Genomic DNA, 24,926 nt, shown 5'->3' on the forward strand with positions numbered 1-24,926 from the left:
GGGCACCATCCTTCATTTGCCACGAAAACCGCGGCGTCGCATCGTCAATCCCCAGTGGGTGCTGCATATCGTCAACCTGGAGATGTACCGGCCCCGACGCGCCGCCCTGTGCCCGCCCCATCAAACACACCGCCAGACATACCCCCACACCCACCCAACCCATTGTGCGCATGCGCTCTCGCCCCCTGATCGTGATGAAACGACAAGTATATGCCCCAATCACCCTGCTTCGAGGTGGTGATCGCAACGACGCCCCGCGGTTACAAGGACCCGTGACTGCAATCACAGCGTCCCGCGCGTCTTGGGTCGACCATCTCTGCCGGTGTCGACGTGCCCTGCGCGGCGCAGCTTAACTGCACAGCGGCGCAGCCCATTCCTGCCCGCCCGGTTGAAGCTCTCCGCCCGCACACCGTCCCCAAAGGAGAGATTCCATGCCCACCGTCCTCGATAAGAAAGCCGACCTGGCAGGTCCTGGCATCGGCGACTATAAAGAACTGGAAACCGTTCTCCCGCGCGATTACCGCTCCATCCTTACGCCCCGGGAGACACAGCAGGCCATCTTCCAAGTCAAACGCTATATCGAAGACAACCTGTGCAAGGAACTCAACTTGATGATGGTCGAAGTCCCGCTCATCGTCGACGTCGAAAGCGGCGTCAACGACATGCTCGATCGCGACGGTTCACGCACCCCTATTCAATTCCACATCTCCAACGATCGCGATCTCCATCCGCTCGACGCCCAGGTCGTACAGGCAGCTACCAAGTGGAAGAGAGTCGCGCTCCGTCAATTCGATTGCGGCGTTGGTGAAGGTATCTGCACTGACATGCGCGCCGTCCGCAAAGACTACTTCCTTGACCATGACCACTCGGCCTACGTGGACCAATGGGACTGGGAGCGCGTCATCACCTCCGAAGAACGCAACTTGAATTTCCTGAAATCGATCGTCAACAACATCTGGAAGGTGATTGTCGGCGCCGAAAGATTTGCCCAGTCTCTTTTCCCGCAGCTGCGAGACTCCCGTTATCCCGACCTGCCAGAACACCTGACCTTCATCCATGCCGAAGAGATTCTCAACATGTACCCGAATCTTCCGCGGAAGCAGCGCGAAACGGCAATCCTGCAAAACTACCCCGCGGTTTTCATCATCGGGATAGGCTTGCCTTTACGCGACGGCTATCCGCACGAAATGCGAGCCGCCGATTACGACGACTGGATCACCGATACCCACCTTGAGACTGGCCGAGACACCCATGGCCTTAACGGCGACATCCTCGTCTGGAATCCCGTGACCAAGCGCCGCCACGAACTCACATCCATGGGTATTCGCGTCACCGCTGAAACTCTGAAACAGCAGCTCACCCTGTCAAAGCAGATGGACTTCCTGCAGTTGCCGTATCACAAGGCAATCCTCAACAACCAGATCCCACTCTCGGTCGGCGGCGGCATCGGACAGTCTCGCACCTTGATGCTGCTCCTGCGTAAAGCCCACCTCGGAGAGGTCAGCGTCACCGTGTGGCCAAAGATCCTTAAGGAGATGTGCGCGCAGAAGGAGATTTTCGTACTGGAGTAAACAGTCCCGTGCGCCTCGAGCCGGCATCTCACGCCCATTTGACTCGACTGCGGGTTGATTTCCGACCTGGGGGAGATGCAGACTCAGAGCTGAAAAGTGTCCCTAGCCCACCTCTGGACGCAGTTCAACTTGCTTCGTCTTGATCGTGATGATCGCCGGAATTAAGTTCGCGCCTCCCCAGCCGTCTTTGTGTGCTTCAATTTGGATCTCGCCGGGCTCTTTGGTCGCTTGCACGATCACCTGCGCAAGGCCGTTGAAGAGCGAGCGCTTCGGGGCTTTGTCGCTCTCCTGGCAGTTGGGATCCCCATTCCCTACGCCAATCAACGCACCATTGCCTGTGATCTTGAACGCGATGCGATTATTCGCAATCGGATCGAGACGGCCATCCTTGTCGAGGCCCTCAACCTTGATCACGACCGCGTCCTCGCCATCAGCGTTGATCTCGGTGCGGTCCGCCGTCAGTCGGATCGAAGCGGCCGGCCCGGTCGTCTCGCGCTTATCCGTGAGCACAACCTTGCCGTCTTTGCTGCCGCGCGCCTCAATTGCGCCCGGCTCGTAGCGCACCTTCCACTCGACGTGGCCTAGATGAGGAACCTTCTGACCGCCCAGGCTTTTGCCATTCACGAACAGCTCCGCCTCGTCCAGATTCGAGTACACCCACACAGGAATCTCGTCCCCTTCTCTGCCCGTCCAGTTCCAGTGCGGGAATACATGCACCACCGGATCCTTGCCCCACCACGCTTTGTAGTAGTAGAAGTTGTCTTTCGGAAACCCGCACATATCCACAATGCCGAACTGGGAGTTGATCGAAGGCCACCCGTAAGGAGTCGGCTCGCCGCGATAGTCGAATCCCGTCCATGCAAAGCCGCCCGCCAACCACTCGCGCGTCCCGTAGAATTTCCACCACTCCTCGGCAGTCTCGCCCCAGGGTACGACGCCGTCATAAGAGTTCACCGTGTTGCGCAGCGGATCGGAACTGTACACGCCGCGCGTACCAATCGCACTCGAAGTCTCCGACCCATAGATCGGTCGATCCGGATGTGCCTTGTGGTACTCGTCCGGCAGCTTCAGGTTGTAGTTGAATCCGAGAATATCCAGGGCATCCGAAACTCCCTGTTTATTATTTCCATTGACCGCGGCCGAGACGACGCGCGTCGGATCAAGTTCGTGGCACAACCGCACCATGTCGGCGCCAACGCGAGCGCCTTGCTCGGCCATCGGTCCCTGCATTTGATTTTCTTCGTTGCCAATGGACCACAAGATGATCGACGGCGAATTGCGATAGCGCTTTACCATCGTTTCAAGTTGCGCCATGCCCTCAGGATTGGAACTCATCTGCCGCGTTTCGCACATCATCATCATGCCCATGCGATCACATGCTTCTACCCACTCCGGAGTCGGCATGTTGTGCGAAGTGCGCACCGCGTTGCCGCCCATCTCGCGCAGCACCGCAAGCCTGAACCACTGCAAGCTGTCTGGCAATGCCGCGCCTACACCTGCGTGGTCCTGGTGATTGCAGGTGCCCTGAATCTTTACCGACTTGCCATTCAGAAAGAACCCCTTGTCGGCAGTGAACTTTGCCGTGCGCACGCCGAAGCTCACCCGTTCTGCATCGCGCGTTTTGCCTCCGGACTCGACCGTGACGATCGCCGAATAAAGATTCGGCGCGTCAACAGACCAGAGCGCAGGACTCGGTAGCTTCGCGGTCGCGGTGAACGTAACCGTACCATCAGCGGCGACCGATTGAGCGGGCGCCTCAGCATTCGCAACGGTCTTCCCTGTCGGATCGATGATCTGCCACTTCACTTTGGCAGATTCCGCCTGCCTTCCTTCATTCTTGACCATGGTTCCGAACATCAACGTCGCGGAGTTCCCGGCTACTTCCGACCGGACGTAGCTCTCCCATTTGCCCAGGTAAAGCGCGTCCGTTTTTGTAAGCCAGACATGCCGGTAAATGCCGGCGCCTTCATAGAACCAGCCGTCCCCGAAACTGGCATCGACGCGCGCGACGATATAGTTCTTCTTGCCGTATGCCAGGAAGTCCGTGAGATCGAATCGAAACGGCGCGTATCCATTGTCATTGCGGCCGATAAAGCAACCATTCACAAATATCAGGACGTCTCGGAAAGCGCCATCGAACTCGACCCAGATACGACGCCCTTTATCGCTTTCTGGAATATCGAAGGAACGCCGGAACCACCCAACACTCGTCTCAGGATAGCGACGCCCAAGCGGCTTGAACCCGTGCGAATTCTGCACCTCATCTCTTACGAAGGGTAATTCGACTGCCCAGTCATGCGGCAGATTCAGCGTGCGCCATTTCGAGTCGTCAAATTTTGCCTTCGCAAATTCGAAGTCTCCCGTCTTCGCGAAGTCGCCTTGTCCGTTGCCGAAGCCGAGGTCCTTTGCCGGATCCGTTCCATTCCCGAAAGTAAATTTCCAGTCGAAGTCGAAGAGAAGTTGTTCTCGCGGAAGGATGGCTGAAGGCTTAGCGTCCGCTGTTGCGGCAAGAAGAACGGTGCGCGCCCAAGCGGAACGCGACATGAACGGCGCAGCGGAGAGAGCGAGGCTGGAATAAGCGGCAGAACGAAGAAGATCACGACGAGTAAGGGTCGACATGCATGTACCTCAGGCACAACAAAGAGCAGGCAGCAACGTTGACATTCGCAGTGCGCAATGCAGAGCAGCAGATTTGTGTGAGAAACCAGCAAAGAGACTATACAGGACCGCGTTGGTTCAGGTAAACGCTTTCATTTGTCCTTCACACGACCGCGCCGGTGGCCGACTTTGGTAAACTCGATGAGGCGGATCGCACCAGTGGAGAGATGGCCGAGTGGCTGAAGGCGCACGCTTGGAAAGCGTGTTTAGGGGTAACTCTAACGTGGGTTCGAATCCCACTCTCTCCGCCATACATCTACGGGGACCGAGGCTTGGATTCAGCGTGGCTGGTTGCCGTTAACTTTTTCAGTCCCTGTGATCCAGCGTTACAGATAACGTAGAGAACTGTCAGTTGCTGAGGTCCGCGGCGAGTTGCTCCCGCGTGAAGTGAGTGCGGTGCTGACGTACAGGATTCTGTAGCACATTTGAATGTGCAGCTCTTACTTTCTGCGATTTGGCCCTTCAATTCCTCACCTCAACCACAAAGATCGTCGCTTCGTCACGCAATATGCAAGCTCATACCCGACTGCATCCTACGTTTGGTTCCATGGATTGCAGGCGGGCGAAGAGATGAAATTGCTTCGAACCCTGCCAAGGAACTCCTCACGGTAATCAGGCGTTTCGTCCCTGCAACACGCTCTCCATCACTTTGCTCTGCCATTAAGACTCAATTGGTTTCAGGCATGCATTCTGCCTTCTCAAGTGGAATTGGATTGCTTAGGAGTCGGTATGCAAATCAGCCATCGTCTAGCTGCGAGTCTTCTCTTCCTCCTCGCAGTATGCCTTCTGGTCACAAACGTCTGCGCTCAGGGAATTGTGACGGGATCTATCACCGGTACGGTGCAGGATCCCAGCGGAGCAGTGGTTCAAGGAGCTTCCGTCACGGCGGTCCAGATCGAAACCAATTCCGTCGCGAAGACCACGACGAATTCATCAGGAATCTTTCACCTTCCTGGCCTTCCCGTCGGCAATTACAACGTGAGTGTTGAAGCTGCGGGGTTTTCCGGATTCAAGATCGAGAAAGTCCTTGTACAGGCCAGCACGGCTACATCGATCGGTGCGATTTCGCTTAAGATCGGCGCATCCGCCTCCGCTGTCACCGTCGAAGGTGCAACCGCCCTTTTGCAGCCCGACTCCGTACAGATCAGCCAGGAATTCGACACTGAGAAGACGGCAGATCTTCCGATCGGAAATGGTTTCGATATCGTCGCTCTTCTCACTCCGGGTGTAGCGCCTTCAGGCGGCAACGTTTTCACCAACAATAATGGGGCAGAGTTTTCGACCAACGGAATTCGCGATCGCAATAACAACTTCCAGTTAGATGGGCAAGCCAACAACGACACCAATATCGGCGGCCCCAACGTGTTTTTTGGGAATGCCGATGCGATCGCGGAGGTACAGGTCATTACTGCTGAGAGCGCCGAGTACGGACGCAATAGCGGTGCGGTCGTGAACTACATCACGAAGTCGGGAACCAATCAGATCCACGGCTCGGCATTCGAGTTTTATAACGGAAGTTGGGCCGACTCCCTTGCGAACCAGGATAAGAGCCCACTATTCGGCTATTGCACTCCCGGTCAAAGCCCCTCCACCGGGTGCCTGGAGCCGACCATACCGCGATACGTCGACAATCGCTGGGGCGGCACACTGGGCGGTCCCTTGAAGAAAAACAAGCTCTGGTATTTTGGCTCCGGCATGTGGGAACACACGCGAACGGGTTCCGCGCCCTCCTTTTCCAATCCCCTGATTACCCCCACGCCGGACGGCATTCAGGAGCTTGAGACGGCATTCCCAAACAATTCTGCGGTTTCTGCACTGGCGGCGATTGGTCCTGCCAGCGTAAAGGCGGGCGAACTCTCGTTCGGTGCGCCAACCACCGTCGATGTACTCGGCGTTCCAATCGAGTTTGCCACCGCACGCCGGCTTATTGTCTCGCCATTTAACGACACTGAGGCGATGGGGCGCTTCGATTACCAGCTTAGTTCTCGGGATCGCATCTTCGGACGCTATATCTATCAAAACTCATTGACCACAAACGTGAACTTCTTTTCACCCGCCGAGGCCGTTACAGGGGGATTCGTAAACGTCGGCGGAACCAGTCACTACGTCGGTGCGGACTGGACGCATACGTTCAGTCAACGATTCCTCAACCAGGCGCGGTACAGCTACTCGCATTCCAACGTGGAATTCGGCGGGGGTGGTTACCCCGGTTGCACCGACGGCTCGATCCTGTCAGGATGCCCCATTCGCGTTTCGTTTGCCGATGCAACTGACCTTGCTCTTGGCGAGCAGAACCAGTTTTGGCCGCAGGGCAGGGTGATCGAAAGCTCCCAGTTCCAGGACAATGCCACATGGCAGGCGGGAAAGCATTCCATTAAATTTGGCGGCGAGTTCAACCACTTCCCTGAGACGGACTACGGCATTCCGTACCTGAACGGCTTCTTCGTCTTCACAAGCTTCGACTCGTTTATCCAGAGCAATCCCAATTTGACGCTGTATGCCGAGGGCCCCTCCGCTTATCCACTCACGTACAACGCCGGCGCGGTTTATGTTCAGGACGATTTCAAGGCCACGCCGGAGTTGACTCTCTCGTTCGGTCTTCGCTACGAGCTTCAAAGTCAGCCCATCAACGGTTTGCACGATTACACCACGAGCCGTGAGTCGAACCCGAGTACGGCGTTCTGGGATACGTCGCTGCCACTCAGTCTCAGGACTGTTCAATCACTACCCATGGTTAAGCGAAATTTGGGGCCCGTTCTCGGGTTCGCCTGGCAGCCTGCGATTCATGGCCAGAATTCATTGGTCGTTCGCGGCGGTTTTCATATCGGCTATGATGCCACGTTCAACAATCCATTCGCGAACATCGCGCAGAGCACTCCCACCGTGAACTTCGCCTCGTTGCTGGCTTGCAACGACTGCATTCCGTCGGACGGATCAGCTGCTGCCCTGCGAGGCATCATCAATCCGCAGGTTCCGCTCGGAGGCGATCCAGGATTCCGCGCCCAATCCAACACCGATCCTCATCTCTACAACCCCTACACCGAACAATGGTCCCTTGGGGTTCAGCAGGCATTTACACGTTATATCGTGGGCGAAGTGCGGTATCTCGGAAACCACGGCGTCGGACTTCTCGAGAATCGAAACGGGAACCCCGCCCTCGGTCCTCTGATCGCCGCGGGTTTCCAGAATGTAATTCCCGCCGGCCTCACACCATGCACGACACCGAACACGCCGGGAGCGACTGCAGGTTACGTGGACTGCAATCGCACCAATCTGGTTACGCTGGGCAACACGGGCTTTTCTAACTACAACTCGCTCCAATCAAGACTGAACATCGAACATTGGCGCGGTATCACTGCCGGCATCAGCTACACATGGAGCAAGGATATCGACAATGTCAGCGAAATCTACGCCACTGGGACTGGCGGAAACACAACCAACTTCTCCCAGAGCCCCTTTGATCTCAACCAGGCCGAACGTGGCGTAAGCGGACTTGATTATCCGCAGCTTGCATCGATTTACATGATCTACGAGGTGCCTCGGCTGTTGAAGCAGGATTCTCCAGGAGGCAAGTTGCTCAACGGCTGGCAGATCAATCCTGTGTGGCGATACGCCAGCGGGCAGCCTTATACAGTCACCGAGAACGCAGCGGCCGACACGGTGCTGTGCGACCCAACTCAGGATTCCGGTGGCACGACCTGCCGGCCCATCATCAATAATCGCCACGCGCCAATTGATGCAGTCGGTCAGTGCACCGATCCCACTGCCAGCGATTGCGGAGTCGTCAACTACTATACCGGGGCGCCTGCGAGTCTTCAGGCCTTTCACTGGATTCGCAACGATGATGTCTCTGCCCAATATTTCGGCACTCCCTTCGCGGGCGGGGGGCGCAACCAGCAGCGCGGCCAAACCATCAACACCGTGAATCTCGCCGTGCTGAAGAACTTCAAATTGAACGAGCGCTTCACAATCGAGATACGGGCGACTTCGTACAACGTTCTCAATCGCCAATACCGCGGCAGCCCCGGCGTGAATATTGACTTTGGAAACTTCGCGGATGCGGGCGGCTCGTTCGGCAACACGCTTTTTAACCCCAACGGCGGAGGGCAGACCAACTCGGTGTTCTCCGGTATTGATCGACGGCGGATTGAGCTCGGCGGGAAGATCCGATTCTAATAAGCAGTCTTCATCTCGCAGGGTGCGCAGCGACCAGGTTGCTCCACCCTGCGCCCTTTTCACGTGAGCTGCTTGAGATGCTTAATCTAACCGACCCTCTGGCGAATGCCTGCATCCCCAGACTCAACTCTGTCCAATCTCTACTGTCAAGTTTGACAGTTGCCGAAAGGTTAGCTTGGGGTTTTAATAAGGCTCTCGGGTGCCTCCTGGAGCTTCGGGCACGAGAGTATGCAACTGCGACGGCCACATGCTCTGATGTAGCGGCGTGGCCCGTAATGAGCATCTCAATCGCCTCATGACCCGCCGAGTGGTATCCAACGATGCTTGAACAAGGCGCCGTTCGACCGGCGTCATTAGTTTTGTCGGCCCTGATCGCTTTGAATCTCACTCTCAAGAACGAATAGCTCTTTTCGTCACCACCCGCTGTAGCCTCTCGCGCTAAGTCCCGCCAGATCATCGAGGCAAGGGGCTCTACACTCGCCTGTCCCGACATTGTGCAGGGTAGGGACCGATAACGCGCAAGAAAAACAAAACGACAGGGTCGTGTTCGCGGCAAAGATCACTTTAGTTGCTGACCGTCTTCGGGACATGGGTCGCGCAAAAGGATTTCCTGAGTTAGCACGAAAAGTTTCCCGGGAGCCATAGAGATACCTGGAGGAGATATGAGGAACGATGCAGAGGACGTGAGACTGCTGCAGGCTCACGAAGCCAATATCCCCTGGAGAAAATGGGGGCCTTATCTAAGCGAACGCCAGTGGGGCACGGTCCGCGAAGACTACAGCAAGGATGGAAATGCCTGGGACTATTTCAGTCATGATCAGGCTCGAAGCCGAGCTTATCACTGGGGCGAAGACGGATTGGCCGGTTTCAGCGATGAAAAGCAGCTTCTGTGCTTCAGTGTCGCGTTGTGGAACGGAAAGGATCCGATACTCAAAGAGCGGTTGTTTGGGTTGACCAATAGTGAAAGCAATCACGGTGAGGACGTCAAAGAATATTACTTCTATCTGGATAGCACCCCAACACATTCGTATATGAAGTATCTGTACAAGTATCCGCAGGCGGAGTATCCCTACTGGGATTTGATCGAGACGAGCAAAGGCCGCAACCGTTTTGAGCCGGAATACGAACTGCTGGACACAGGCATCTTCAACGCCGATCGCTATTTCGACGTTTTTGTGGAGTATGCGAAACAGTCTCCGGAAGACATTCTGATAAGGATCACTGTTTGTAATCGGGGGCCGGAAGCGGCCAGTCTGCAAGTGCTGCCGACCCTCTGGTTTCGCAACACATGGACCTGGTGGCCTGACACTCCAAAGCCGATTCTTAAGGCGGTACCCTTCAAACAGTCCTCGGCGATAGCGGCATCCCACGCCAAATTGGGCGAACGTTGGCTCTACTGCGAGGGCGATGCTCCGCTGCTGTTCACGGAGAACGAGACAAACAATCAGCGGCTTTTTGGAACCTCGAATCCTTCACCATGGGTTAAGGACGGCATAAACAACTATGTGGTCCAGGGAAAAAAGGACGCCGTGAATCCCGGGCGCACCGGAACAAAAGCCGCTGCACAATATCAATTGAACGTGGGCCCAGGTCAAACAGCCACCATCCGGTTGCGACTCACTGATCTGGCAGCTTCTGCCACTCTTGATCCCTTCGGCAGCTTTGATGAGACGATGCAGCTTCGCCAGCGTGAGGCCGACGAATTTTATCGTAGCGTCACGCCAAGTCGAGTGAACGCCGATGAAGCCCTCGTTTTGCGCCAGGCTATGGCTGGGATGTTGTGGAGTAAACAGTATTTTGGATTCGAGGTAGACAAATGGCTTGAGGAACATGGCGCGGACCCTTTGCGCCCAAACTCAAAGCAAATGCGAAACAGCGAGTGGTTCCACATGATCAACGAGCATGTCATCTCCATGCCCGACAAGTGGGAATATCCGTGGTACGCCGCCTGGGACCTGGCGTTTCATACCGTCGCGTTATCCACTGTCGATGTGGACTTTGCGAAACAGCAGCTCGGAATCATGCTGCAGGAGTTTTTCCTGCATCCATCTGGCCAGATCCCTGCTTACGAATGGAACTTCAGTGACGTAAATCCTCCGGTGCACGCGTGGGCCGCGATCTTCCTGTACCGGCAAGAGCAAGCCCTCAAGGGGACAAGCGACGTGGAGTTCCTGAAGAGGTGTTTTGCGAAACTGCTGCTGAACTTCAGTTGGTGGGTTAACCGAAAAGATCGTTTTGGCAAGAACCTTTTCGAAGGCGGTTTCCTGGGACTGGATAACATTGGCGTCTTCGACCGCAGCGCACCGCTGCCCACCGGCGGCTACCTGGAGCAGGCTGACGGCACCTCATGGGTATGCCTGTTCTGCCAGAACATGTTGGAGATCGCCTGCGAGTTGGCAGCTCACGACACCTTCTTCGAAGATCTAGCCATCAAGTTTGCGGACCATTTCCTTCTGATCGCCCATGCGATGAACGGAATGGGACCGGATGGGATGTGGGATGAGGAGGACGGATTCTACTACGATGTACTGCGGCTTCCCGATGGCACGGCGACGAGACTCAAAGTTCGCTCGATGGTTGGGCTGCTGCCACTCTTCGCGACTACCGTAATTGAGCCATCGCAGCGCGAACTCCTACCGCGTGTGAACCAAATTTTGAGAGAGCGTTTGTTGCGCATGCCTGAGCTACGGGAGAGCATCCATCCGACCGGCCCACAGCATCTGGGATGTTGCGAGCGCGGGATTGCGGCACTGGTGAATCCAGATCGCTTGCGCAGAATACTAACTCGCGTTCTCGACGAAAACGAGTTCTTCAGTCCTTACGGAATCCGGGCACTTTCCCGATATCATGCCGAGCATCCCTACACATTCAACGTGAATGGCCAGGAGTACCGGGTCAACTATCTCCCGGCAGAATCTGACACGGGAATGTTTGGAGGCAACTCAAACTGGCGTGGGCCGATCTGGATGCCGGTGAACGCATTGCTGATTCGGGCGCTGCTGTCCTACTACCTCTACTACGACGACAACTTCAAGATTGAGTGCCCGACAGGATCAGGAAACCTGATGAACTTGTTTGAGGTGGCCCGTGAAATTGCCAACCGGCTGACCCGGATATTCCTTCGGGACAAATCTGGTCGACGGCCTGTCTATGGAGGAACCGAGAAGTTTCAGACGGATCCTCACTGGAAGGACTACCTCTTGTTCTACGAGTATTTTCACGGTGACAACGGCGCGGGTTTAGGTGCCAGTCATCAGACCGGCTGGACAGGTCTCGTCGGTGGATTGATTGATCTTTTCGGTCGGCTTGATGCGGCTCAATTCCTTGCCGGCGGAAAGGTAGATGCGTTTGTCAGAGAAGAACCGCTCGTGCCGAAATGAGTCGCCTTGGATTTGGAGTGCAAGGAATTTGAAGGCAATGCCGGCAGCAGGTTCCAATTGGTCCCTTGTCGCAACTCTGCGCAAAATCAGCGGACGGCCCCTTCACAGAATGTTGGCCGGGGTGGCTCTGTGCCTGTTCGCGGCGGTGCTGTCGGCGACCGCCCAATTTCCCGACGTCCTCACAAAACCTGCTACCCCTTCGCCCGCACCCCAGGAAGAAGCACAAGACCCACTCGGGCGCAGCACGCCAAGGGGAACGATCATAGGGTTTGTGAAAGCGGCAGATCGCAGCGATTTTGTCACTGCGGCCAAGTACCTTCAGATCAAGAAAAAGCAAGCGGCCTCAACAGAGACTCTGGCCCGGGAACTCAAAGCGCTGATGAACCGCTACTTCAGCGAACCGATAGCATTGATCAGCAATTCCCCGCAAGGAACCGTGACGGACGGTTTGCCAATCGACCAGGAGCGGGTCGGGCCACTGAAGATCGACGACCAGAAGGTTGATGTTCTCCTCACGCGAGTTCCCGACGAGAAGTCCGGCCAAATCTGGTTGATTTCTTCCGAGACTTTGGCCAACGTTCCGCAGTTGTTCGATGCAATCCAGGAGAACTGGATTGATCGAATCATGCCGGAACCGCTCCTCACGCACAACCTGTTTTCAATCCCTCTGGCGCATTGGCTCGTTTCCATCGCCTCGATTACAGTTTCCTTTTTTCTTTTTTGGCTCATTTCCCACGTGACTGTCCGGATTCTGAAAAAGAGGGCAAAGGACGGACCGCGTCGCGCATTAATTGAGTCGTTGTACAAGGAGGTGAACTGGCCGGCTATTGTTATCCTCACCACGCTTGTTGAGCTACCCATCTTTTTTTCCCTGGGACTCTCGCTCACCGCACGCACGATCTTCGGCCGCTTTGCTCTCATACTCCTGATCTTCGGCGTGACCGTAATGCTTCTCCGCATCAGCAAGCTATGGTTCAAGCATGCTCGCAGGACAATTCAGTTTGGAGGAAATACTGGCGCGGAGTCCGGCATTCTGCTGGCCAACCGTTTGCTGCGCGTTCTAATTACTTTAGTGGCAATCTTCACCTCTCTCACTGTTCTGGGGGTGGATACAACGACTGCCCTTGCGGGTGTTGGAATCGGCGGAGTGGCCATTGCGTTTGGTGCCCAGAAGACGGTCGAGAATATTCTTGGCGGCATTTTCCTGGTGGCCGATAAAGCCCTCGGGGTGGGAGACCAGTGCCGCATTGGAGACCGCCTGGGCACCGTGGAAGACATCACATTGCGCTCTGTACGTCTTCGCACGCCGGAACAAACACTTCTGTCGATACCAGCTGGTGCGCTGGCTCAGTCAAATATCGAAAACTTTGCGACTCGCGGCAAGATCCAGGTGAACACCACCCTCGAAATACGCTACGGTACAAACACTGAACAACTAAGATCCATTCTTGAGGGGATTCGCCATTTGCTTGCAAACAATCCCCGTCTTGAAACCGATACGGCGAGCATACGATTGGCCTCGTACGGACCGCACTCCATCCGGTTTGAACTCATTTGCTATGTCCTGACTCGCGACTTCGTGCAATTCGTGGCGGTGCGCGAAGAGTTGTTGCTCCAGATTGGCGACGTCATCGAAAGCTCGGGAGCCGGTTTTGCCATACCTCCACAACTCTTCTATATGCGACCGGATGGAGAATTGGAAAGGAGTCCTGTGGCGGAAAACCAAGTGTATGGACGGAAGGGGAATTAAAAGCAGCGCTAAACTAAAACAATGGAATCAATCACTCGCGCCAGAGTGGTCTGAGAAATCCTTGTACTCCCATCCAGGCGACGTTAGTGCGCGTCATGCTCTCGAAATCACATCACCATCTTCCATACGGCTCCTATCAGACTTTCGGCGGGTGTCACCAGCACCATCATGACAACCATGGGGAGCACTGCAGACAAGGCCAGATAAATTAGAGTTAATCGATTGATCGGCACGTAATGCATTTGTTGGACCAACTGGAAGCTACTAGCAAGGTCGATCAAGGACGATGGATCGGGATCGCCCAGAATTCCGTCTCCTTTCAGGATGCTCCCATCAACCCACTTAGCCGCGAATGACTCGTTATGCCTGGTCACCAAGGCGCCATAGTCAAGGATGGCCCGCTTCTTGGTCCTGACAAGAAGCGGCACAGTGACCAGCAACGGCGCGGCCAGAGCCAGGGTTGAGACTACTCCAAAGCCGAGGAGGGCGAACTTCATTCCCGCAAGGGTAGCTCCTTCGTAGACGATTGCATTTCCCGCTTGACTGGCGATCACGATACTTAACGCGAAAACAATTGGGCTGAAGTACCACTGGCCTTCCGCCAAAAACCCGAGTCCTGCCGCCAGGTCGCTATGCGTGGCGACCAGATGAAGGTCGATCCTTGAAGTACGCCACAGAAACAGCGTCCACAGGCCCATCCTCCATGTCCAGCGCAACACGAGGAAACGAAAGAATGGCATGCTGACGAGGATGAACCACAATCCCGCGAGGCTTAGCCCGGGATTTGGACCGGGCCCCATCGTATGCCAATTCGATGCGTTCTCCATCAATAGTTCCGGTTTAGGGAACAGGAATGACGAACACGCTACCGCAGCCAAGATTAGCTCCGGCACGATGCTATCTCGAAGGCGAATTACTCTTCGGATCGCTGCTTCAAAAGCGGGCAACTCCGGGTCTTGCACAAGCCCGGATCTCAGGAAGTGGAGGACAAGTTGTCTCCACTCGTCGTCGATACTCGATTCCACAACGATCACAATGGGGAGGGCAACCAAAAATCGCAGGTTGACGGCGAAGTCGCGAAGAAATGGGATTTGCAAATGGTTCCCGTAAGCCACTCCCTGAGCAAAGGAGAGAATCAACAACGGAAGCCAGGTGACGGCAATGCCAAATAGAACCCGGCGAATGGCTCCTGAGCGTTCGTCGGCGAAGCCAAGCAATCGCTGTACCCGATAAAAAAGGCCTCCACGCGTCAGGGAAAAACTCTCCGCCAGCGGAGAGCGAACTTCACTCATGGAAACCTCCGCAGCAGACAGCCGGGTGAGCAGCCACAGTTTCTGATTGAGAAGACTTCGGCTTAAGACATCGGATGGAGTTGGAGTACCTATTCGAGCTTGATGATGTTCGTTCGCCCAAGGTTCCGAGGGACATACGGGATTGTGTTGAATATTCCACTGAGAGACGGCAAATATATCCGGAGGCTGGTCGAAGAAAAACTGGCAAAACTACCAGTCTCCACCTCTCTTGACGAGCGGAAACACACGTATCGAGAAGCGTCACTATTGTTTCCCGAAACAACCGATCAATTGAGCGATTCTATCGAAACTGCTATCTCATCTCCGCCTGTGGTATGTCTTTTGGCCAAATGCCCGTATGGCCGCAAAACTATAGTTCGATCTTTCCGCTGGCCTTACTGCGGCCCTGGACTAGCCGCGCCTGAAGCAGGACGCTGCGCGCGGAGAAGAAATTGTTCGAATGCCACACGGTCGAATTTTTGATCCTCCACGATTTCGCCGCTATTCAGATCGACAAGGCCCGACTCGCCGAACGCAAATCCCACGCCGTTTACACCCCAGCGAACGACCTGCGATTCCACCGGGTGGATGTCTTCGGAGTGTGCCTCGCCGATGTGCGCTCTCTGCAGAGTCATCACGATGCGGGTCCCTGGTATCCAACGCTCCTCAGTGAGCATATACAACCCGCTTTGACTCACGTTTCCAAGCTGGTACGCCTGCGGTGCTCCTCCAGTCCAGTGGTAGGCAACGATGCCTTGAGCAGGCATTCGTTCGTCACGGCGGCGGTCACTCAAAGCAGGCGGGAACACCCAGCGCAGAAACCTCACCATCAGAGAGGTCGGTTCTTCAGTTACGCCTTGCTGACTTGTTTCCGTTTTCGTGACTTGCAGTTCATGGTTGCGCTTCTGCAGCCCGGAACCGAGAAGTCCGCTTTTCCGCGAACATCGAAATGAATCCGCCGCTTCGATCGGCGGCGCTGATTCGTCGAACCCAGCGAGAGCTTTGCTCCCGCTGCAAATCCGCAGCTGATCCCCTTCTTGAATGTGAGACGAAGTGATGGAATGCGTCGGCAAGATCAGCGCACTGGCAGCCTGGGCGCGAATCGGCACAAACTCTACTTCTGCAAAATTCCGGGCATATTCCAAAACCCGGCAGTTCTCGTCCAGATAAACCACATCGAATCGCGAAAGGCTCGGGCCATGTGGGATTCCTCGAAATGGATTCAACCAGAATCCCTTGTGAGTAACCCCGGAGAGGTCTTTGACAATCGTGGCGAAGGGCTGCTTAACAGTATCGATGAGTTCAATATCTACCCTAATCAGATTTTGACGTGTCTGGTCGCAGGTGCACAGCTTCTGGGTGCCCATAGTCCTCTTTCCAGGGAAGCTGCCGACCGCAGTGCAATGCCGTGTACGGGTTTAGATTAGCAGAGTTCTGGAATGCGAGATGGGCACACAAAAGTTTCAAAACGATGCTCGTTGGTAATGAGCGAGATGACATCGAAGTTCCGCTGCCCTTGCCCTCGGGATGACATCCAAACAAAGTACGAATATCTGACTCAGTTCAGGACCTGCGGATTCAGTGTGGTAGCATTCGCGCGAGGAGTTGACTCCGTCGAATGAAGCGTCTCGCTTCGCTGCTAATCTGCCTTGTATATATGTGCTTGGCACAGCCGTTGCCTTCGCAGTCCGTCCGGAGCGCCACACAGCCAACACGCGAATCCTATCTGAAACTGGCCGCAGAACTGGACAAAACGCTGCACACAGACGTTCTTCAGGTTTGGTTTCCCCGTTCGGTTGATGAGAAACATGGCGGCTTTCATTCGCACTTTGCGCGCGACTGGCAACAGTTGCCGAGCGACGGCAAATTCTCCGTATTTCAGGGACGCATGACATGGGTAGCAGCGCAGGTGGTGATGCGCGAGCCTGAACTCAAAGACCAGTTCATTCCGATCGTTCACCACGGAGTCTATTTTCTCGCCGACGTGATGTGGGACAAACAATATGGCGGTTTTTTCTGGGGACTGGACGACGCCGGCAAAATCACTTCCGCCTTTGGCGACGAGAAGGAACTCTACGGCATTGGCTTCTGCGTTTACGGTGCCGCAGCCGCGTACCAGGCTACCGGTGATCCCAAGGCGCTGCAGATAGCGAAAGATGGGTTTCTTTGGGCCGACAAGCACGCTCATGATCCGGTAAATGGCGGCTATTTTGAATGGCTCACACGCGATGGAACGCCAATCATACCGAAAGTCCCCGACGGTACTGTGGCGACAAATCCTATCGGCCCCATCAACTACAAGTCGATGAATACGCACATCCATCTGCTTGAGGCATTCACTCAACTGTACGAAGTCTGGCCTGATCCAACACTACGCTCGCGCCTCGAAGAACTGCTCGCCATCGTCCGCGATAAGATCTGCGTGGAGCCCGGTGTAATGAACCTCTATTTCACCAACGCGTGGCAACCCATCCCCGACCACGATTCCTACGGACATGACGTTGAGACCGCTTACCTGATGCTTGAGACCGACGAAGCTCTTCACCAGAAGGCCGGCGAAAATACCGAGCGCATGGCGCGGATGCTCGTCGACCACGCACTTGCCTACGGGTGGGACCATCAGAATGGCGGCTTCTTTCGCGAGGGCACCACCTTCGGCAAACCCGAAGACACAATGAAGGAATGGTGGGTGCAGGTGGAAGGCCTGAATGCGCTGCTGATGATGCACGAGCGCTATGGTAAGCAGGATGGCGTGTACTTCCAGCGGTTCCTGGAGCAATGGGCCTTCATCCAGAATCACACAATTGATGGACGGTTTCATGGCGACTACAACCTGACCAGCGCCAATGGCGCGCCTGCCACCGAGGACAAAGGCTCAATCTGGAAAGCTGCCTACCACGATGGACGTGCATTCTGGAATGTGAGTGCTCGTCTGCGCAAACTGGCAGCGGAGCATTAGAATTGGGCGTGACATGCCAGTAAAAACCATCATCGAGCCATTTCGGATCAAGAGCGTCGAGCCAATCCGCTGGACTACACGTGCGCAGCGCGTAGAGCTTTTGAAAGCTGCACACTACAACCTCTTCCTGTTGCCGGCAGACGACGTGCTTATCGATCTGCTGACAGACTCAGGAACCGGCGCCATGTCCACGCATCAGTGGGCCGCCATTATGGAAGGCGATGAGAGCTACGCCGGAAGCCGAAGTTTCGATCGCTTCCGCAACTCCATCCACGAAATCGTGGGCTACAAGCACGTCATTCCCACACACCAGGGACGTGCGGCAGAACGCATTCTGTTTGGAGTTATGTGCAAGAAAGGCGACGTCGTCCCCAATAACACGCACTTCGATACCACGCGCGCCAACGTGGAGTTCGTGGGCGCCGAAGCTGTAGACCTGCTCATCCCCGAAGGCCGACAGCCGTCGTTGCAGTATCCGTTCAAAGGCAACATGGATGTTGCCGCGCTTGAATCCTTGATCGCCCGTGTCGGCCCGGAGCGCATTCCCCTCGTGATGCTCACTGTAACCAACAACTCCGGCGGTGGTCAGCCCGTTTCAATGAAAAACGTGCGGAAGGTCAGCGCCATCTGCAAGCGTCATGGAATCCCACTTTATTTCGATGCATGCCGATTCGCGGAGAATGCCTGGTTTATCAAGCTTCGTGAACCGGGATATGCGGATAAGGCTCCTAAGGAGATAGCGCAGGAGATGTTCCGCTACGGCGATGGCTGCACCATGTCGGCCAAGAAAGATGGCATGGCCAACATTGGTGGATTCCTGTGCACCAGCGATGATCTGCTGGCACAGCAACAAAAAGACCTTCTGATTTTGAGCGAAGGATATCCGACTTACGGAGGACTCGCAGGCCGCGATCTCGAGGCAATCGCTGTTGGAATTCAGGAAGCGCTGGAGGAGGATTATCTGCGTTACCGGATTGCGTCGACAGCATACCTCGGCAACCACATCGCCGAAGCCGGCGTTCCCATCGTCCAGCCGCCAGGCGGCCACGCGATTTACATCGATGCTCGTGCCTTCCTGCCTCACATCCCTGTGGATCAATTTCCGGGTGTCGCATTGGCTGCTGAGTTGTACCTCGAAGGCGGCGTCCGTTCCGTGGAGATTGGCACTTTAATGTTTGCAGGAGCCGCACAGATGGACCTGGTCCGTCTGGCGATGCCGCGCCGCGTTTACACACAAAGTCATGTCGATTACCTTGTCGAGGTGATTATCGAGGTCTATAAGAATCGCGACCGGATTAAGGGGATGCGCCTGACCTATGAAGCGCCTTTCCTTCGCCACTTCACTGCGCATCTTTCACCAGTATGCAGCTAAGGTGTTTGTTTATTTAGCTCACATATCTTTAAGCAAACAAAGTGATTTTGAGGGACGATATGCTTAAGTTGAATCCTCAATACTTTTTTGATCGATTCCCACAGGACAGGATTGACAACCGCCACTCGGTTGCATGATTCTATAGGCGAACAAAAGGCGAATATAGCCTTTCTGCCATGCCTTCCTCTGCCGCACTGCGCCAACAGATCGAGAGCGATTTCCAGCATCGCTACCCTTCCGTACTTACACCAACTGCTCGAACAATTCGCGATGTAGCTGCTACCGGTATAACTGCCGTCGACGATTTACTCAATGGGGGATTGCCCATAGGAGCGATCAGTGAAATCACCGGACCTGCATCCTCAGGGCGAACCACCATCACTCTTGCATTTCTCGCTCGTCGCATGCAGGAAGGCAGCGTCTGTGCGTTGATCGATGCGAACGATTCATTCGATCCGGAATCCGCCGCAGCAAATGGAATAAACCTCAAGCATCTGCTCTGGGTCCGATGCAGAAATGCGCCTTTCGATAAGCCTTCCTCTGCAACGCGCGTTACTTCCTCTACCGGAAAGCAGGATAAAGAAAAACCCTGGTCACGGCTGGACCAGGCGATACGCGCCACAGATTTGCTATTGCAGGCAGGTGGTTTCGCAACCATCGTCCTCGACCTGGCCGATGAAGCCATCGAACATGGCCGTCGCATTCCGCTGGCGACATGGTTCCGTTTCCGGCAGGCGGCTGATCGCACACGTTGCAGCCTGGTCGTGCTTGGCAAAGCGGCGTACGCACAGTCCAGCGCCGCGGTAGTTCTAGAGTGCCTGCCCGATAACATCGATGACTCTGCCGCTACTGTGATCCGCAATTTTAACTGCAGTGCACGGCGTGGTCACGTGCGTTTTTCGCCACTCACTAATATCGACCGCAAGCCACCGGCTTCTACCTGGACAGCGCCAGCAACCTGGTCGACACCAGCAACCTGGAATTCCGATAAGCGCGCATGACGCAGAAATCCAATTCGCTCTATGCAGCAATTCATGCAGCTGAGTTTCCTGCCCAGGCGATCCTCCGCATGCGACCAGATCTGCGCTCAAAGCCCATTGCCATACTCGATGGTATTGCGCCACAGGAGCGTGTCTGCTCTTTTAATCAGCAGGCCCGCAAGCGCGGAATCGTACGCAGCATGTCGCGCCTCGAAGTCGAAGAAGTCAACAAAGTATGCGTGTTATCGCGCTCAATCGAAACCGAACGTGCTGCAAGGTCAGTTCTTCTTGAATGTATTTCTCACTTTTCCCCTCGCATCGAAGAGACGTTCGCTGAAAACTCCTGCGGTTTCGTACTCGATATAACAGGGACGGAACGCTTGTTTGGGCCGCCAGCAACATTGGCTCTGCGCCTTCGTGCTGCAATCATCTCCGCAGGATTTCGCGTATCCGTTACAGTGAGTCATAACTTCGACACCGCGCGCATCAAGGCCGAATACGCGCGAGGCATAACAGTCATTCCCGAAGACAAGGAAGCGGCATCACTTGCCACAGTTCCGATTGATTCAGTGCGCCTCGATGATGCGCATTACGAAACATTTGTGCTTTGGGGAATTAATACCCTTGGCGATCTTGCAGAAATGCCTGAAGAAGAGCTCATTACGCGTCTCGGACAGCGGGCAAAGCTCTGGCTACAACTCGCGCGCGGCATGGCTAAACATACGTTTCAGCCCATTGAAGCGAGATTTGAACTAAAAGAGCACATCGAACTCGAAACCCATGTAGAACAGCTCGATTCCCTGCTCTTCATCGGCGCAAACATGATCAACAATCTTGTATCGCGCGCAGCTGCAAGAGCATTGTCCTTGGCAACAATCACGGTCCAGATGTGCCTTGACAAGCAGCCCATCTACAAGCGCGCGATTCGACCTGCCATCCCCTCCAGCGATCGCAAGTTCCTGCTTAAACTGCTTCAGCTTGAGATGGCCGCACACCCGCCGCAGGCTGCCATAACTTCTCTTACATTGATCGCAGAGGCAGGACAAAGAAGCAAGGTGCAAATGGGGCTCTTCGCACCACAGACACCTGAGCCATCACGTCTCGATGTCACTCTCGCACGACTCAAAGCATTAGTTGGCGACGATCGCGTTGGATCTGCTGTCTTGAGTGATACACATCGCAGTGGAAGCTTCGCAATGGAACACTTCTCCATAACGGATCAGTCATCTCTTTGCATGGACTCAACGGTTCGTATTTCGCTGCGGCGCATGCGCCCACCTCGTCCGCTTCTCGTAGAGGTCCATTCTCAAAAGCCTGCTTCATTTCGTGATGGAGCAGATCGCTACGATGTGCAGATTGCCTATGGCCCATGGAATACAAGTGGTTGCTGGTGGTCTGTCAATGAATGGGATCTGGAAGAGTGGGATTTAATTGTCACAAACACTCATGGGGAAACCATTGGCTGCCTTATCGCACATGACAACCTGAATCATAAGTGGCTATTGGATGCGCTCTATGATTGACAGTCAGGGCAAAACAGTCTGCAGCCCGTCTGCATTCTCTGCCACGGAAGAATATATAGAACTGCATGCTTCGAGTGCATTCAGTTTTCTCGCGAGTTCGTCCGAACCTGAATCCTACATCGAACGCGCAGTCGAAATCGGAATGCCTGCAATGGCACTGGCCGACAGAAATGGACTCTACGGTGTTGCTCGCTTTCATACGTCGGCAAAGCACAACCAGGTGAAGGCACACATCGGCGCGGAGATTGCCGTCTCATCGTTCGGTAACAAACTTGTTCCTCATGCGTGGCTTCCGCACCAACACCCCGATGAACCTCCTCGCATCGTTCTGCTCTGCGAATCGCAAGTCGGATATCAGAATCTCTGCCAGTTGATTACGCGCTTTAAGATGCGCGAGCCAACCAAAGCTGAAGGCGCAGCGACATTCGATGATCTGGAAGAATTTTCGTCGGGCCTGATCTGTCTGACAGGTGGTGAAGAAGGCCCTCTCGCTGCTGAACTCAATCGCGACGGAGAGGCCGGCTCGTTCAAGGCACTCGATCGAATTACATCCATCTACGGACGGAGCAACGTGTATGTTGAACTCCAACGCCACTGCGAACGGGAAGAAGAATGCCGTAACGCCGCACTGCTCGACATCGCATCGCGTCTTGGTCTACCGACAATTGCGACCAACGGTGTGCGCTATGCCAAGCGGGATGATCGCGAACTCCTCGACATATTTACTGCCATTCGCCACCACACCACAGTCCATAATGCCGGGCGGCTACTGAATAGAACTTCTTTGCGCCATTTGCGCCCGGCACGCGAAATGTCCAATCTCTTTCGCGATATTCCTGAAGCGATTGCTAATACTCGAATTGTGAGTGAACGCCTCGAATTCACGCTGAACAATCTTGGATACGAGTTTCCGCATTACCCTGTACCTGACGGCGAAAGCATGGATAGTTTTCTTGCAAAGCGTGTCGAGGATGGCATTCGCAAGCGGTATGCAACTCAGTTAAAACAGAAACTGATGGTGAGAGCTAGCAAGCAGGCGCAGCATGAACTTGAGTTAATAGCCAAGCTAGGATTCGCCGGCTATTTCCTCATCGTCTGGGACATCATTTGTTTTTGCCAGAGAAATGGATTCCTGGTGCAAGGGCGGGGTTCGGCTGCGAACTCGGTCGTATGCTACGCCCTTGAAATCACCGCGGTAGATCCTATAGGAATGGATTTGTTGTTTGAGCGCTTCCTTAGTGATAGTAGGGGCGAATGGCCCGACATCGATCTTGATCTTCCATCAGGTGATCATCGCGAGCGCGTCATCCAGTACATCTACGAGCACTATGGTTCGTTAGGTGCTGCGATGACTGCAAATGTGATCACCTACCGCGGCCGTTCCGCTGCCCGTGAAGTAGGAAAAGCGCTTGGGTTTGATGAGATACAGCTTTCAAAGCTATCCAGCCTCGTTGGTCATTGGGAATGGCGCGGCGCCAACGACACGATGGCTAAGCATTTTGATCAGGCAGGGTTCGATGTACGCCACCACAGCATTGCGAAATATCTCGAACTCTGCACACGCATGTACAATCTCCCTCGCCATCTTGGACAACATTCTGGCGGAATGGTGATTTGCGCAGGCATGCTGAATCGTATCGTCCCCATCGAACGCGCATCAATGCCAGGTCGCGCCGTTGTGCAATGGGATAAAGAAGACTGTGCTGACCTCGGACTTATCAAGGTCGATTTGCTCGGCCTGGGAATGATGGCAACGCTCAAAGACTCTCTCGAATTGATTCCACGTCACTACGGCAAAGAAGTAGACCTGGCTTCTCTGCCAGAAGATCAACTTGTTTACGAGACGCTCTGCGAGGCAGATACAGTTGGCATGTTCCAGGTTGAGAGCCGTGCACAGATGGCTTCCCTTCCTCATAATGCGCCTAGATGTTTCTACGATGTCGTTGTACAGGTTGCAATTATTCGTCCCGGTCCCATTGTCGGGAAAATGATGCATCCCTATATGCGCCGTCGCCAGGGCCAGGAAGAAGTCTCCTATCCGCATCCTTTGCTCGAACCGGTTCTGAAGCGAACACTGGGCGTTCCGCTATTTCAGGAGCAGTTGCTGCGCATGGCGATGGTTGTAGCAAGTTTTACCGGCTCTGAAGCCGAGGAACTGCGTCGTGCAGTGGGCATGCGCCGCTCTATGCAGAGAATGCGCGACCTTGAAGGCCGTCTGCGTTCCGGTATGACAAACAACGGAATCGGCCAGCAAGAGCAGGACCGCATCGTGCAGGGCATTTCGTCGTTTGCCATGTATGGCTTTCCGGAATCTCATGCTGCCAGTTTTGCACTTATTGCCTATGCCTCAGCCTATCTCAAGGTTCATTACCTGGCAGCATTCACTTGTGGGTTGCTAAACAACCAGCCCATGGGTTTCTACTCCCCTGCCGTGCTTGTCAAAGATGCGCAGCGGCACGGATTGCGAGTTCATCCCGTCTGCGTACAACGATCCGAGTGGCAATGTTCCATCGAGCATGAGCCTGACGGGAGTCTGTCTATTCGCATCGGGCTTAACTATGCTAAAGGACTCAGGCAATCATCCGCCGAAGCATTGCTAGCTGCACGCAACGCCGATGGGCCATTCAGCTCTGTCGATGATCTGACGCGGCGAGTCCCTGCATTGAACAGGAAAGATCTGGTTTTATTGGCGCAGATTGGGGCACTGAATTCCGTTGGCCAGGTAAGTCATCGGCGCGACGCTCTTTGGCAGGTAGAGCAGGCGGGTCGACCAGTTGGCCCTCTCTTGCGAGCTGCGACTGCAGATCGAGCCGGCGGCACGGGCAGCGCATCTATGCCTTTGAGAAAGATGACCACTGACGAGCGTCTTGCCGCAGATTACTCCGGCAGCGGGCTCACCTGCGGTCCGCATCCGATGAGCTATCACCGCGACGAGTTGGTGCGAGCAGGCTTTCTTTCCGCGGATGAACTTTCGCGCGGCACCAACAACCGATTCGTTCAGATCGCGGGCTGTGTCATTGCACGTCAGCGTCCGGGTACGGCAAAGGGATTCGTCTTCCTCTCTCTCGAAGATGAAACGGGAATTGCGAACGTCATCATTACTCCTGATTTATTCGAGCGAGATCGCGTCGTCGTTACGCGCAACCGCTTTCTTTCGATAGAAGGCACCTTGCAGAAACAGAACGGTGTAATCCACGTCAAAGCTTGCCGGATAAAGCCTATCAACATTACGACGGCCGATATGCGATCACATGATTTCCACTGA

The 24,926-nt window shown here is 54.9% G+C and carries 13 protein-coding genes and 1 tRNA gene; 10 read left to right on the forward strand and 4 right to left on the reverse strand.

The genetic code is table 11. The annotated features are described in order from the left end of the window. A partial coding sequence (locus WA354_RS22370; RefSeq protein WP_472815274.1) for a glycoside hydrolase family 78 protein occupies window positions 1-172 on the reverse strand: 172 nt, incomplete at its 3' end. A gap of 259 nt (window positions 173-431) precedes the next feature. Between WA354_RS22370 and asnA the strand changes: the two genes are divergently transcribed. Then, window positions 432-1,571 carry an aspartate--ammonia ligase gene (gene asnA, locus WA354_RS22375; RefSeq protein ID WP_472815239.1) on the forward strand — a complete coding sequence of 380 codons (1,140 nt, stop codon included), beginning with the start codon at window positions 432-434 and terminating at the stop codon, window positions 1,569-1,571. A gap of 102 nt (window positions 1,572-1,673) precedes the next feature. On the opposite strand, the gene galA is transcribed toward asnA, so the two are convergent. Then, entirely contained in the window at window positions 1,674-4,190 is a 2,517-nt protein-coding gene (galA, locus tag WA354_RS22380; protein ID WP_472815240.1) for a beta-galactosidase GalA, read from the reverse strand. Window positions 4,191-4,390: 200 nt separating this feature from the next. Here galA and WA354_RS22385 point away from each other — a divergent pair. The 4 genes from WA354_RS22385 to WA354_RS22400 all read left to right on the forward strand — a co-directional run bounded on the left by WA354_RS22385 (window position 4,391) and on the right by WA354_RS22400 (window position 13,535). Further along, window positions 4,391-4,480: transfer RNA gene (locus WA354_RS22385), tRNA-Ser, on the forward strand. A 478-nt stretch (window positions 4,481-4,958) separates the two neighbouring features. Continuing rightward, the gene (locus WA354_RS22390; RefSeq protein WP_472815241.1) at window positions 4,959-8,405 is read left to right on the forward strand and encodes a TonB-dependent receptor; all 3,447 of its coding nucleotides are present in this window, start codon (window positions 4,959-4,961) and stop codon (window positions 8,403-8,405) included. A 662-nt stretch (window positions 8,406-9,067) separates the two neighbouring features. Then, complete coding sequence (locus tag WA354_RS22395) at window positions 9,068-11,785, forward strand: MGH1-like glycoside hydrolase domain-containing protein (protein ID WP_472815242.1); 2,718 nt, start codon at window positions 9,068-9,070, stop codon at window positions 11,783-11,785. 37 nt (window positions 11,786-11,822) lie between these two features. Beyond that, window positions 11,823-13,535 (forward strand): mechanosensitive ion channel family protein, encoded by a 1,713-nt coding sequence (locus tag WA354_RS22400; protein WP_472815243.1) that lies wholly within the window; start codon window positions 11,823-11,825, stop codon window positions 13,533-13,535. 107 nt (window positions 13,536-13,642) lie between these two features. Here the strand turns inward: WA354_RS22400 and WA354_RS22405 are convergent, their stop codons facing one another. Continuing rightward, window positions 13,643-14,827 (reverse strand): hypothetical protein, encoded by a 1,185-nt coding sequence (locus tag WA354_RS22405; protein ID WP_472815244.1) that lies wholly within the window; start codon window positions 14,825-14,827, stop codon window positions 13,643-13,645. 395 nt (window positions 14,828-15,222) lie between these two features. Further along, complete coding sequence (locus WA354_RS22410; protein WP_472815245.1) at window positions 15,223-16,194, reverse strand: hypothetical protein; 972 nt, start codon at window positions 16,192-16,194, stop codon at window positions 15,223-15,225. 251 nt (window positions 16,195-16,445) lie between these two features. Here WA354_RS22410 and WA354_RS22415 point away from each other — a divergent pair, with 251 nt between their 5' ends. From WA354_RS22415 to WA354_RS22435, 5 genes are all read left to right on the forward strand, one after another. Beyond that, complete coding sequence (locus WA354_RS22415) at window positions 16,446-17,786, forward strand: AGE family epimerase/isomerase (protein WP_472815246.1); 1,341 nt, start codon at window positions 16,446-16,448, stop codon at window positions 17,784-17,786. A 13-nt stretch (window positions 17,787-17,799) separates the two neighbouring features. Further along, window positions 17,800-19,158: a tryptophanase gene (locus tag WA354_RS22420; protein WP_472815247.1), complete on the forward strand. Its 1,359-nt coding sequence runs from the start codon at window positions 17,800-17,802 to the stop codon at window positions 19,156-19,158. Window positions 19,159-19,334: 176 nt separating this feature from the next. Continuing rightward, window positions 19,335-20,159 carry an ATPase domain-containing protein gene (locus WA354_RS22425; protein WP_472815248.1) on the forward strand — a complete coding sequence of 275 codons (825 nt, stop codon included), beginning with the start codon at window positions 19,335-19,337 and terminating at the stop codon, window positions 20,157-20,159. Next, window positions 20,156-21,661, forward strand: a complete 1,506-nt coding sequence (locus tag WA354_RS22430) for a DNA polymerase Y family protein (RefSeq protein ID WP_472815249.1) — start codon at window positions 20,156-20,158, stop codon at window positions 21,659-21,661. Before WA354_RS22425 ends, WA354_RS22430 begins: the two co-directional genes overlap by 4 nt. After that, entirely contained in the window at window positions 21,654-24,926 is a 3,273-nt protein-coding gene (locus tag WA354_RS22435) for an error-prone DNA polymerase (RefSeq protein ID WP_472815250.1), read from the forward strand. Before WA354_RS22430 ends, WA354_RS22435 begins: the two co-directional genes overlap by 8 nt.

It is taken from the genome of Occallatibacter sp. (genome assembly GCF_049802275.1).
GTDB lineage: Bacteria > Acidobacteriota > Terriglobia > Terriglobales > Acidobacteriaceae > Telmatobacter.